The organism is Vibrio kyushuensis (genome assembly GCF_050337325.1).
GTDB classification, from domain to species: Bacteria; Pseudomonadota; Gammaproteobacteria; order Enterobacterales; family Vibrionaceae; genus Vibrio; species Vibrio kyushuensis.
Genome location: NZ_JAKJSV010000004.1, coordinates 306843 through 320895 on the forward strand (window position 1 = coordinate 306843; position 14053 = coordinate 320895).

Sequence of the window (14053 nt, forward strand, 5' to 3'; positions counted from 1 at the left end):
GCATATAACAAGGTGTTTTGGGCAAAATAATAGAAATTACAACTTAAGATCGCAAAATAGCGTCCTTATTGACCAAAAGTCCCTAATTATTACGCCATATTAGAACAAACGAATCGAAATACAAAAAGTTAGGAGAATAGTTATGGCTAATGTAGACCGTATCTTAAGGCTAAAAGAGGTTATGTTAATCACGGGCCTATCAAAGAGTTCTATCTATCGCTATGCAGATGGTAAAGCTTTTCCTAAATCCATCCCTTTGGGTGGCCGAAGTGTTGGATGGTCGGAATCAGAAATATCAGGTTGGATGCAAGGATGCATGGAACAACGTTAACGTGTTTACAATATAATTGCTTTAAACTTTACATGGTTAGAAACAAGCATTGATTACGCTATACTATTTTGGTCATTGCTTGGAAAGGGCGATTATGAGTGAAATTGTGAATGCACTTAGCGGTACAGCGAGTGCAACTATAGGTAACCTCATTGCGAGAGTAGGGAGGCTAGCTATTGAAGCTAACGTTAATAGTTCGACTGATGAGTTCTCAAATGTAGAGGTTAAGGATCTTACTGAGTCGATCAATGACAAAGCAGGCTCTCTTAATTCTGTCTATACGACAATTGAAAACTCTCAGTGCCCAATTGAATATTTTGATGACGAGTCGGTTGAAAAACTAAACATTGCGGTAGCACAGCTTCATGCTTTGAAGAAAAGGCTCCAGCTCCAGTACGATTGTCTAACTCGAAGTGTTGAAGTAGATAATGAAATTGCCCAATCTTGGATGGCACTTCGCCGCAGTGCATCTAAGCTTCATTCTAGTGTTACGAATCTCACGTCCCTTCATAAACAACTTCGCACCCCCAAGCACACTGAAGATCAGCCTAAACTGGTAATGAGTGATGACGTTGTAAAAGCACTGAAAAAAGCGACTAGTACTGTAGTTCATGGACATCCGCGAATCGATTCTAAATTCTAATCTCTTAAAGTTTTCGTTGGAAAATCCACGTTTTGATTTCTAGTCATATTGCTCGCTTCTTGAGAGGTGAATAACGCGCCAATTGTGAGGTACTCAGCGTTGACGGCCTCGATTAACGTGGCTTTACCGGCAAGCCAGTCATGGTCACACTAAATGTTTCTTGCTTGAATAAACTTACGAAGCAGCGTGCGTCTTCAATCCATACACATTTTGTAGCGTTCTCGTAGGGAGTCAGTGTAGTGGAAGAGTAAAGTTTGTCATGACTTGGTAGATACCTTAGTGATTTTCACTAGCAGGGGTTATCCAAAGCTTGTTTATTTGTTTGTAACTCAGTTTGCCCCGATTCGAAGTTACAGCTGATTGGCTTCCCAGTTCACCCAAGTTCCGTTCGACTTACTTTTTCTCATACTATTAATGTGTATTTACGATTGGAAACTTAACAGAACACATAAGATCGGCAGCACCCTTAGGGGGTATCATTCATTATATTTAACAGGGGGGGACTCATGAAAATTGTAGAAGCACAGTCATCAGATTTAAAGTTTTTCTATGAGTATTTACGAGTACAGCTTACCTTTTAGTCTGCTAAATTCCATTCCGATACTCTATCTCATTTCGATGATAGGACTGTTGAAAGTAATATCACAAAAACAAATGCAAAATTATGAAATTACAGTCATATGAAACTAAGGCTGTAAAACAACCCTATATTTGGAGGAGTTTGTATTATAGAAACTTAAGTCTAAGTAACTCGCTAAATGACAATAGCACTCCATATGATCAGGAAAAGGGATTTTTATGAATAGTTCGACTATAAGTTGTGAAGGTTTTGATAAAGAGAAGACATTTGAATTTACTTCAAAAACAGGGCGAGTATCAAAAATTAATGGTGCATCAGTTTACATATCGAGTCTAAAAGATGGAAAGGAATCTCTTATAGAATTACCGTCTAGTTTACCTCTTTGTGAAGATCATGTTGTAAGTGTCATCTATGCTCGAGATCCCGAGATAGACGCTTCAGGGATAGTTGGTGTATATAGCCATGATATTAATGATGCCCTGTTTGTAAGCGTTGACAAATTTTCCGGACAATTCGGTAGTAAAATTGCGCGACGTTTTTTGGGGTTTCCTACGGTTATTCAAAGTGATCTGATGATTATTGCACTTTCGTTTTTAGGTCCTTTTTTTATTGGTTTCGCTTTTGCTGGGGGAGGGAGAATGGGTATTTTTATTGGATTTTTGGCGGCATTGTTCCTTGGGATTACGTCGATGACTGTTTTCAGACATTTTATGACCCGTTCTCAAGTTAAAACGGCTAAGACGAGATTTAACTCGATATGCACCAATTCATTAAGTGTAGTAGATGTTGACGGTGTCACTACCTAGTCGTTGGTAAGTTCTGAAGGAAAGGGTTGAGTGGTTTAGATAACTTGACCACTCAATTAGAGATTTGCAATATCTCTGTTTATCGATAAGTAATTTTTGAAGGGTGGAAACAGTGGTTGTAATGGATGACAAAAAGTGGTTACTCGATTGGAGGTTTTGCCATACCTCTGATAATTCGTTTTAAGCTAAATTAGCAAAGTCACTGACACGTTTTTGTCCAGAGACGTGCCTATGGGGCATGAAACACGAAAATGCCCCATTCCTTGTATCTACTGATTCAACACACACTTCACCAAAGTTGCATTTGACTGAGTCAAAGCCCAATAGGGCGGTGCAAAAGGCGCGGGCTTTCTTTCGCTTTGTCTGGAGTAAGGTCGCCACAGCGTCACGGAAGTAGGTAAAATCGCGTGGCGTATTGATAACGAAGTGCTGGTTTGGTTACATTTTAGTTCCCAGTAATTACCTCACCATGCCCCGGCGTACATGTGTTGCGCTGTTAATTAAAATATCGATGTAAGAGTGAAATAGGGTCAATGATTGCTTGCACTTGCCGTTAGGAGTGGGGTGCCGGGAATATGCCATTCTTCACTTTATTGGTGAACTTAAGACTTGGGAATCTCTCAGGAGTGGCCTCGTATTGTCAACTGAGACAGTTTACCTTTCTAAAAAGGGGTACTATGAAGGCGCTGCGCCTTGAGTCACCTAGCATTTAAAGCGGCACCGACTTGGCAATTCACTCACTGAGTCATTAAGGTGGGGAATAAGACGAAGTTACTAATATCTGCTATCAATTCAAACCGCTCGATTCAACCACTGTTGTCGCGGAATCCGGTTAAATTTGCATTGGATGAAGCGTATTTTGTCACCCCATCGTTGACGCTAAAACAGGGGTCTGTTAAGTTTTTTATACTTTTGATACAAATGGTTACGTGTTTTTAGTGCGACAGCATCTTCGATAACGCGATGAAACATTGCGCGTGTTCACAGTCGAAGTTATTTTGTGCACCATAATGAATCTCGAGGGCTAGGTAAGTCATTTTCGTTTGCGCCCGTATTAAGAGTGGTGCTATTGACACAAAACACACGGTAGAAGACTAAGCCAAGGATGCAGGGCACATTCTCGCTCAGTCACAGGTCTATGACGCCCCCAGGTTATTTAATGGGGTGGTTTGTGTGCGCTTAAGCCGTGCTTGTCAGGCTCAAGACGCAACTTGCATTCGTCATTTCCAACATTACTCAACATGGATATGGACATCATGCTACATTCGGTTTTGCGGACCACATCGGCCGTCAAAATGTTCGGGGTCATCACCCTGATCACACTTCAAGGGTGCGCCTCAACAGGCTCAGACACCTCATCGCAACAGACCCAAGTCAATCAGGAATACGGGCTGGGGCTGCCCGCAGACGCAAAGCTTATCGCCAATGACCAAAGCGCTGAGGGAAGAGCGACATTTCGGGATATGCAGCTGGCGCTAAAATCACGTAATTTGTATCAAACCTCAGGCGGTGACATTGCTACCATTCAAGGGCAGTGTCCGATAGATGTGATCGCGCACCGTGGCAGCTCGAATTTCGCTGAGAACTCACGTAATGCGATTCAAATGGCATCCGTGGGTGGCTTTGATGGCGTGGAAATCGACGTCATGCTCACACAAGACAAACATTGGGTTGTGCACCACGACATTGAAACCGGCCGCGCTGCCGCCAGAGGTGATGGCAAGCGCTTTCGCGTTTCACGGATGAACGTGCAGCAGTGGAACTCACTGAGCACCCGTGATCCCGATGGCACGTTAAACGGCTATCGCCCAGCTTACTTCTCTGAAGCGGTGAACGACTGGTACCACTATGCCTCAAAAGACCAAGCCCTCAATATCGAAATCAAAACCTCCGATGGCACCATGACCGATCTGCATAAGCTCAACGAGATGGCCAGGCGCAGCTTGCCCTATCAAAACTACTTTTTCTCCTCTATGGACATGGACGTGTTAAAGAAAATGCGTGAGATCAATCCAAGCGTCCATCTGGGCTATGTCTGGGAAGCCGATGCGGCGTCCGTGGCTCAATTCAAACGAGACGCGAAACGTGGTATGAATTCTGATGACTACTATCAAGACAACAAGAAGAACATCGACCGCGCGTTTGCTATGGAAAGCCGGTACCGAAAAACCAAGCCCAAGCATTCGGCCAGCACCGTTAAGAAGATCCTTGGCCCCAACAGTGGCCTTCACGTAGACATCCGAAGTTACAGTAAGCACGCCACCATTCATAGTCGAACGAAAGCTCAGGGCCTTCGCGTCGTGACTTATACCATCAATGGCACAGACTACCATCAAAGTAAGTTAGCCAAACTCGCACAGCAGGGAAGGGCTCTGCCTGATGAAGCGATCATGGACACCAGCAAGTTGTCCATTTGTCAGCGCCTAGTGCCCAGTTTGGTGACGTCATCAACGGGTTATCAGCCAGCTACGGAGTTGGGACTCGCCATTACACGTCTGCCCAATGACGCCGATTTTCAGCGACTACCTGAACAATTCATTTACTTGGGTGATAACCACTACATCACGCACCAGGGAAAGATCCGCAGCCTAACGAGCCGTCAAGCCGTACCCAAGCCTGTGGCCTCCTCGCCACCGCCACGCCAAGCGGCGACAACGTCTGTCATGATGTTTGACGTGCAAGATGAAGTGCTCGATCTCAGTACTGACGCAATCCTGATCAGCCTGCCAACGGAAGAATAATGACATACGCCATCGAAACCCCTAACGCGACACCACCGACATCTGGGTCCACAGAGTCGGGCACGTCACAGCGCAGTAAGAAGCCAAAATGGCTTGCCGTGATGCTCTTTGTTTGTTCGGTCTTGTACCTGTTCCCGGAAGTGGCGTTTAATGCCAAACTGGTCGAAATTGCTGGGGGCATTGACGTTTCCGATGAGCAGCTGCATAACACCGAATTGTTTGGCCGTACCGTTTCCGGGATCGGCGTCGCTCTGCTGGTGGCTGATCTGGTACTGAAAGGGTGGCTTACCGCCACCAAATGGCGCGCGCTACTCTCATTTGTGGTCATCGTTTTTGTGGTATGGCCAACGGTGTTTTTCGGCCAAAAAGCACTCATTGACGCCTGGCTCATTGAGCCGAGCACCCCTAAGCAGCGGCAAGAAGCGTTTTTTTCATCCGTGTTACGATCAAGCTTGGCGATGAACGCCATAAATATCGAGGGCATTCCTTACAATGCGGACGCCCATAACGACGCGTCTGAAATGACATTTCTCGCCTTAATTGGTGGTTTGGTGTATAGCAATGATCGATTTCTAAGTCATATTGACGATAAGAAAATACCCATCTTAGATCGCTACATTCAAAATCGAGCGAACGCCAATTTTGATGAGCACTATGAGAAGTACAAGTCGCTAAGAGTCGAAGTTCAGAACGCCTGGAAAACCTACCAAGGTCACGTAGGTGAGTACAACCAATCAATTGACTCACGTCATCATCGCGCCAATAAGGCATGGGAAGACGTTGAATCCACCATCGTCAGTGGGTATCGTGACTACCAAAAAGCTGAGCAAGCGTACTTGGCTCGCGCGGAAGCCCGTGCTCAGAAAATAGCGCAGCCCATCTTTGACCTATTTCAAGACCAAAACCGTTGTCACGACCGCTCCGGCAATTCAAGAACGCGGTGCTACAACCGCGTCGATGAACGTTACGAGCGGTTACTGAGCAATAACAGCATTCCTTTTAAACCAATGGATTACTGGCTAGACATTCAACTTCGACGCACCAAAGGTGAGACCTCTTGGGGTGAAGCGCTCGGTACGTTAGGTCTGTCTGCGGTATTAGCGGGATTAGAACAAGTGGCAGGCCAAGCCGGCGAAGCACAAGAAGATCGGATATACACCAACCGCGTGTCCCATTACACCCCTCGGATCCTGGTACTGTGGAAAGACAAATTTCGCAATGAAACGGGCTACCCAATGGGCATTGAATCGATGTCGGTCTTTCGACACCATGCCACCACCGCTGAGAAGGTTCGTCAAAAAATGCGCTCCCAAGGGATCGAGTTAAAGTCTGATTGGCAAGTGGCCCACATCACCCTGTTCAAAAACACCGTGAAAGCCAAAGTGATCAAGGAAACCGACGCTCATTGGAAGGCGCAAGCCAAACAACGCGATTATGACATCAAGCCTAACCTTTCATGGCCACAGTTCCAAAAAATCTCAGCGGTTCAAGAGCAAATCCGGCAACAAATGGGCGAGCGTTATTACATTGAGCCCATGCTGGCGACTTGGAATAACAAACAATTTTATCAGCATGTCATTGTGCCTAACGTCAAAAGGGAAAGAAATTATTGGCTGGCGTACATTGAAGCGGCGAGAACCCAGTTTGCAGACGGTGGCCCATACGCCGAACAAGGAAAAACTGCCCTGCGCTCAATCATAGTGCCCCCTATCTCGATGGGCTTATCGCTGTTTTTAGTCATCTTAACGGTGTTTAAATTACCCGGTAAATGCGTCGCTTTGTACCACTATCATAAACCCACACCAGTACCCACGCTGAAAAGTCGCTCCTTCCAATTGGGCCTGTCCGTAATGGTCTTTATAGTGATATTTGTTATCCCAGTTCACTTTCTTTCATCCAAATACACCCAAAAAGAATCCACTATTGGGTATTTCTTAGATCAGATCAGTGACACTTTAACCCCGTCTGGGGCCTACGCCGTCCGCTGGGTCATTCACACTCAACCTTTGATTCATCCTGTGGGGGCGCGAATCGATCAAAGCATGGGGATCTCTCAAGGATTTTCTTCTAATTTGGAGCACACCATCGCCCAATTAGACAACTCCTTTGAAAACTACAAACTGAATTGGCTTGGATCTTCACAGTCAATCGGATCTACAGACACTGCGCCCCTCAGCACAGAGCAGCCGGATCTAACGTCGAAGTCATTGCCGTTGACGATCCAATCAAACGTTCAGTATCAGCCAGGGTTTCGTGTGCGCATCATGAACATCAAACCCCGCTACCAAGAAGGCATGCTCTTACCCTCGGGCCAATACGATATTGAAGTTAGTGCAAACGGCTACCGGTCCACGCGATTGTGGGTCACGCACACGCTGGCCAGTACCCATCACCGGATTGACCTCGACAAATAATCGCGAGTCAATAGGGTCAGAAGCATCATTGTGGGTTGTTGTCAGGCAGCCCCTAAATATGGGGATAGCACCTTCAGTTATTGGTATAAACTGAACGTTGAAAACGACCTTCAACGTAGAAAATGACTAAGACTCACCATGAATAATTATGTCCAATTCTGAGCTTCGAGTGTTTCCGATTTCCTGTGATCACCAAGCGATTCTGTCGTACCTTAATTATCACTTTTGCCATTTTTACGTACTATTTTTCTAAAAAATTCAAATTTTCTGCAACTTTCCGAACTGAGGTGTATATGACATTTTAACTCACCGAAGAAGGGAACAAACAATGGGCTCTCAATTAGGTTATGTGGTTACCATAAAACCACAGCAAGTTGAAGTTTTCGTACCATCTAAAGATGGCTGCAGTAACACTGTCTACTTGCCAAATAATGTTGTTAATTTTGTGCAGTATAAGCTTGATCAAATAGTGTATGTCCAATGGGCATATGATGATAAGGGGGAAGCATCGATTGAGTATGTAGAGCCCTTGAGAGATTTAATGCCCTCTCGTTTTCTACATGAGCTATCAGTTGTTCATACCGATAACTTCGCTATTAATTACTACGCTTTATGCACGATCTTGTCGTCCATTACTGACGAAAACCTGATTGGTTTTGTCGATACCTTTCGATGTGATCATGAATTCCTAAGCCATTTTCTAACCCTTGGTGCTAGCCGTAATCATCACCATTCTGAAGAGGGAGGGTTATTAGCTCACAGTGTTGAGGTTGTTACCTCTGTCGTTGGCGCTATGAATGCGTTTGAATTTAGCGATAAGTCGTATCAGGTCGCTTTAGTCGCGGCACTGCTACATGATACTGGTAAAGCTTTTGCTAGTTATTTGGGTGGTGAAATAAGGTACATTCCAACTCAACATGAGCCTCTTGTTTTTCAGATGTTTTCGAAAGCACTAGATGTTTTGTGGACAAATAAAAAGAGTTGGTGGGAGCTGCTTAGCATGTCGTGGCTAAAAACTCATGGCTATGACAGCAATCCAATTTCTTTGGCTGTTCAGAATGCAGATCGTTTGTCTGCATCAGTTAGCCGAGCAAATCAACTGTTTGCTCATGCTCCGTCTTATTACTACTTCATTCATAATTGCAACCGTAAGGTTTTCCGTAATCCACAGTGAATGTGGATGGTTGATGTACGGTTAATCGACACTACGTCGAATTGTATATTTGGCTTCCCCAAGGCGCACATCCTTAGGGGTTAGTCGCTCTATTTACATAACTCATTCTCTTGAGGTGTAAATAGGGCTGCGATAGCAGGGTATTGATTACTGATGGCACTAATTAAGGTAGCTTCACCTGCAAGCCAGTATCTATTGCACTCAACCTCTTCGCGTTTAATAAACTCTCGAAGCATACTACGTCGTTGCTCTAAACAGAATTTGTAGCGGCTTCTTAACGCTGAGTATTCAAGTAACAATGGATAGGCGAGTTTATAAAATTTAAGAAACAGTCTGTATTCACTATCTTTCATGTACCTTTTTGCAGGCTCTGGTCTAATCATGACTTTGTGCTCTGACTTTGAGTCATCGCTCATAGGGATTCTGTAACTGGCTTTTCGTTTATACATCGTAGCGATTTCCGATTCGCATTGCATATACTGGTCATAGAGCTTCTTTCTTCCGCTGGGATTTCGTGAGTAATCAAGCAGGTATAGTTCATAAGTTAATGCCCTTGGCCAGTTGGGATTCTTTTTTTGTGCATAGGAGTGGGTTAATAACATATGCCCGGTCTTGTACATCTCTGAACGTTTATGTTTGAAATTAGTTGAGCGAATTACAAGGTTTTGATGATATTGCTCTGAACGATAGTGTTCAGCGGCAAGTGCTTCAAGGTCAATGACAGTATCAGTTGCACGCACTACGATACGAAAAATATCATTATTAATTTTAGTGATAGAGCTTTCAATAATGGAGGTTAATAATTGAATATCACTTTTTGTGCTTTTTATGTTCATAAAAGTGGCCTTTATATTCTGACTTAACAATCATTACTCAAATAAGTAGATGATGTCTGAAATAAGGGCGCTATTTTGCCTGCTTAAAATTTAGTTTTAATGGATTTAGGCTTATTGTCTTTCCATGACAGGGAGAAGACGGGCTTTACAGTGTCATGGCAAGACAGTGTTGAATTCCGTTGTCACGGTTTGAAAGGGCTGTTAACAAGACACATTAAAACTCAAAATCTTGCATCTACGGTATTGGTGATCGATTTAAAAGGTGAGTGACTTCCTTAGGCACAATGAACTTTTCGTTGGTTGAATGTCATACCAAGACTATATCGGATTTAGTGTCGGTAGATTCTCTCGAATATGTTTGCGCTGAAAGTCATGCCTTTACAGTATTGAGCTGTTGAATTGGAAATAGCTCCTTGTTTCCTATGTCGCATCAATTTCTAACTTCCTATAGTCTTTGCAAGACAACATACTAACAGTGAGCTTTACCAAGCCCCCTAGGCCTCCACTCGGGCAGTCTCGCATGAGCATACTGTCTTTGCCTGATGGGTTAGCGCTTTTTATGGCTTTGCTGGTGGAGTCAGACTCATGGCGTGACGGTGTAGTCGTGTGATGAGAGCGTCTTGGATGAACACTCGGGGAGGGCAGTCTGTTGTCTAGGAGAGATATACGGGTAGTTCAGTGTCTAGGATGGACAGTCGGGCAGGGCCAAGCGGTTTCGTCTTGCGATTTACACCAAAAAAAGGGGTGGTCAGGATGTATTCTTTGTTTTAATAATCAAATATTCTATCAAAGAATAAACTCTGTGTTATAGAGAGAAAATGGACGTTTTCGTAGATTTATGGCACTTTTTACCGGCATTTTTGCTGAAATTGCGGGGTTTTTCTTTCTCTGTTATCTAGACTTCGTTCAGGTCGTTAATGTGTTTTTGCGGTATTTTTGAAGGATGTCGTTTCTTTATCGTTTCTCTGTAGTTTCTCTGTAGTTTCTCTGTAGTTTTTCGAAAAACTCACTAAATTCGATGGCTACACAATTTTGAACGGTGTATTTTATATGCTTAAAACATCAGGTAAAGTGATTCTCTGTTATATAGACTTCGGCACTGGTTCTAATATTGTTGGGTCGATTTTTGAAGGATGTAGTTTTTCTGTCGTTTCTCTGTCGTTTTTCTGTAGTCGCCCCGTAGTTTTTCTGTAGTTAGCTACCAAACAGCTCGAATTTTAACGTGATTCCGTTTTGAACGGTGTTTCTTATAATCAAATAAATTGTACTCTGTTATATAGACTTCGCTCAAGACGTTAATATTATTGAGCAATAGTAAGCATTATGAGCTTTCTTTTTACTCACTCCTCTAATCTGTTGTCATGATTTTTTTATCAACAAATCATTAAGCAGCCAAACTATCGTCCTAACCGCCAAACGCAACGCAGCAGCCTTAGCGTTGCAGGGTAGAACAGGAGAAGGAAGTGGCTTAGCAAATAGAGATCAATTCAAACGGGTATGTTGAATTGTGTAACTGATAATTTGGATTGTGAGTAGTGCGCTGAATCGTTAGAGCGTAGATACGGTGAGCAATACCAATCTGTGGTGTTATGTAGGCGTAGGCAGTTCTTATCCTTCGGCCTACATCAACACCGTCGCTTGTTGATTTATGGATGCCCCCGTTTGGGGGTTCTCTAAAATTGGTCAAGTCAATACTGGGAGATTTACTCTCTTTCGGTATAAGTTAACAATATCTAACTTTAATTTACCTCGTTGAACATCACTAATAAATTTTGATGAAAATGGCACGTTTTGGCCGCGATTCGCTATCTTGGTGTTGAATTAGAAGACGCATTGTTACTTTCAGAAGGCACTGATTGTTAGTCGAAAGGAACCCTATTTCTTAGGGTTTCAATTAGCTAAATTTCTGACAAGCTGTTGCCCCATTCCTTGCCAGCGGCGCTTAACCTCAAAAATCATAGTGAGGTGATTTGACCTATTTTTTCTTATATGTGTAATGTCTACTGCATTAGGGTCGTAGTATTGTGGTATGGAGTTCCAGTTAATAACAAAGGCTAGTAAGGATAAATAGTGGGCTGCCATCGAAGACCATCTATATGATACTGGGACCTAAAAATTCCACCCTACAGTCTTTGAGCTGTAATGTAAGAGATTGTTAACTCCGTCCCTGTAATCCGCCCAGAGACTATATAATGTCGCTCAAACAATCTTTCAGTAGTGGAAAATGAGAATTTATAAATCACTTTTACTCGCGTTCATCGTTGTTCTAACAGGATGTGCTTCTGGGTCTTCTATTTTGGTTGGTGAAGCGAGAGAGCCTATTGAGCCAGAGACAGTTCGGCTCTACATCGAGCCGCCAGAATCATATGACACAATAGCGTTGGTTAATGCTTCCAGTGATGCAGGCTTAACAAAGCAAGGATCAATAGACTATGCCATTGAAGAACTGAAAAAACAGGCAGCAAAACTCGGAGCTAATGGGGTTTTACTAGGCGCTACAGGTAGTAATAACTCAGTAATGTTAGGTGGACAGGGTACCGACTATCAGTACTTGATCCCCATCTCTGAACAAACTGTTAGTGGCCAAGCAATTTACGTCGAAAAGCCGTAGTGCAACATACTCATAGCTTCTAAGACAGTGCATTTTGCACTGGCTTATTTTTTGTCCATATATGTTTCAGATAGAAGTAGCTAGCTGTGGCCAAATCCAGATATTTTATCTCTTACTAGAATTTAGCATCACATTTATTTTCGCAAAAACGCCCTCACTTATCTCTGTACGATAGGTGAGGGCATTTTTATAGGGTAAGTCATAGCTATTATGCGTTTGCTAACTTTGGCGCGAACGCTTCGACTCTATTATTTTCAGTAACGCCAAAATCGATACCGTAACGGTGACAACAACCAGCGCCATTGCCATTGCTAAGCTTGTGTTACCTTGATCAAACTCGCTGAAAATGAAGGTAGCGGTGGTTTCAACGCCGGGTGGTTTCACCATTAACGAACCGACTAATTCACGTTGCCCGATAATGAAGCTCATTGTCCATCCAGCAATCACTCCGGGAAGAATTAATGGTAATGTCACCTTGGTAAAGTGATAGGAGGTGGAAGCGCCGCATACCTTGGCAGCGTCTTCTAAGCTGTAGCTTAATTGCTCGGCAGCTGACTTCACGTATTGCACAGTGTAAGGCAAAAACAGCACAACGTAGGTGATGACCAACATGCCTTTTGTGTTGTAAAGCGGGACTGGGTTATTAGGCGAGTTCCAAAACAAAATTAAACCAAAAACCACCACAATCCCTGGGACCGTGTTAGAAAGAAGGCTCGCAAAATCGATGACTCTAGTGAGCTTCGATTGGCCTTTAACGATCAATAGCCCATACCAGATGCCAAGTGCTGCGCAGATTGTTGCTGAAATCAGGCTCAGCTGAATACTGTTTAACAGGGCTTCAAACGCGTAGCCATCGGAATCAAAAACCTGAAGAAAATGTTTAAACGTTAAGTTGTCCCAACTTAAGCCTAAACCTGCCAAATCAATCAGTGCTGTTGCCGTTATGGAAAAATATGGCACGCCAATCGAAAGTCCTAATATGGCTGTTATGGTTGCCCAACACAGCAGTTTCTGCCAGCTGCTGAGGGTAATGATTCGAGACTGATTACCTTTGCCTGAAATCAGCTGATATTGATAGCGATTCGAGATGTAGAGTTGCCCCATCCACATCAGCATGCTGGTGGTTAATAACACCAGCGATAAGACAGAAGCCTTGGCGAAATCTATTGGCCATGTCGAGGTAAAACGGTGGATCTCTGTGGTGAGAACGTAGTAGCCGATCTGCTTCCCGAGCGTGGCTGGTGTACCGAATTCAGAGATGGTTTTGACAAAAACCAGCAGCGCTCCCATTAGGTAGCCCGAAAGCACCAATGGCGCGGTGATCTTCAATAGCATTCTGCGTGACGAAGTGCCGCAGATGATGGCAGCTTCTTCTAGGCTGGCACTCACGCGTAATAGACTGTTTTTAATCACCAAGTACATGAATGGAAACAGTGACAGGCTCATAATAAGCACCATGCCCGCTAGTGAAAAAAAGCCCGATTGAAGTCCAGATAAACTAGGGAAGAGTTGCTCCAAATAGCCCCTTGGCCTCATAAAGGTCATCCACCCCATAGAGTCGATAAAAGGGGGCGTCATGAAAGGAATGAGAATAACGATATCGAGCCATTTGTGGCGACCTAACGTTGTTTTGGCTGTTATCCATGCGAGAGGCGCGGCAAGCAGAGTCGCAACAATCGTCACCAGAAAAGCGAGCCGAATCGAATTCCACAGCACGCCTATGGTATAGCCATCAACCAGTTGCTTGAACAGAGAGATAAAATACCATTCGCCATCTTGGTAAACGCTGTTAGCGAGTATGGTACTCATGGGCATCAAGGTAAGAATGCTGAGGCTAATAAGGGCAAGTGTGAGGTACTTGGTGTTCGATATAGACGCTGGGAGAATGGTCATAAAGAGTCTGTAGTGGGTAGATTA

9 protein-coding genes are annotated in these 14053 nt (G+C 43.8%); 7 read left to right on the top strand and 2 right to left on the bottom strand.

What is annotated here, in order from left to right:
• Positions 1-142 precede the first annotated feature (142 nt).
• The 6 genes from L4D20_RS10540 (at position 143) to L4D20_RS10565 (ending at position 8689) form a co-directional block, all read left to right on the top strand.
• Positions 143-331, top strand: coding sequence for an AlpA family transcriptional regulator (locus tag L4D20_RS10540; protein WP_428801526.1), 189 nt, complete (start codon positions 143-145; stop codon positions 329-331).
• Positions 332-425: 94 nt separating this feature from the next.
• Entirely contained in the window at positions 426-974 is a 549-nt protein-coding gene (locus L4D20_RS10545; protein WP_428801527.1) for a hypothetical protein, read from the top strand.
• 798 nt (positions 975-1772) lie between these two features.
• A complete protein-coding gene (locus tag L4D20_RS10550) occupies positions 1773-2360 on the top strand; it encodes a hypothetical protein (RefSeq protein ID WP_428801528.1) in 588 nt (195 codons plus the stop codon).
• Positions 2361-3616: 1256 nt separating this feature from the next.
• On the top strand, positions 3617-5101 hold the full coding sequence (locus tag L4D20_RS10555) for a glycerophosphodiester phosphodiesterase (protein ID WP_428801529.1): 1485 nt from the start codon (positions 3617-3619) through the stop codon (positions 5099-5101).
• On the top strand, positions 5101-7515 hold the full coding sequence (locus L4D20_RS10560) for a hypothetical protein (protein ID WP_428801530.1): 2415 nt from the start codon (positions 5101-5103) through the stop codon (positions 7513-7515). The genes L4D20_RS10555 and L4D20_RS10560 overlap by 1 nt, the downstream gene beginning before the upstream one ends.
• 328 nt (positions 7516-7843) lie before the next feature.
• On the top strand, positions 7844-8689 hold the full coding sequence (locus tag L4D20_RS10565; RefSeq protein ID WP_428801531.1) for an HD domain-containing protein: 846 nt from the start codon (positions 7844-7846) through the stop codon (positions 8687-8689).
• Between the two features lie 89 nt (positions 8690-8778).
• Here the strand turns inward: L4D20_RS10565 and L4D20_RS10570 are convergent, their stop codons facing one another.
• On the bottom strand, positions 8779-9525 hold the full coding sequence (locus tag L4D20_RS10570) for a hypothetical protein (protein WP_428801532.1): 747 nt from the start codon (positions 9523-9525) through the stop codon (positions 8779-8781).
• A gap of 2224 nt (positions 9526-11749) precedes the next feature.
• Here L4D20_RS10570 and L4D20_RS10575 point away from each other — a divergent pair.
• Complete coding sequence (locus L4D20_RS10575) at positions 11750-12136, top strand: hypothetical protein (protein ID WP_428801533.1); 387 nt, start codon at positions 11750-11752, stop codon at positions 12134-12136.
• Positions 12137-12355: 219 nt separating this feature from the next.
• Here the strand turns inward: L4D20_RS10575 and L4D20_RS10580 are convergent, their stop codons facing one another.
• The gene (locus L4D20_RS10580) at positions 12356-14029 is read right to left on the bottom strand and encodes an ABC transporter permease (protein WP_428801534.1); all 1674 of its coding nucleotides are present in this window, start codon (positions 14027-14029) and stop codon (positions 12356-12358) included.
• Between the last annotated feature and the right edge of the window lie 24 nt (positions 14030-14053).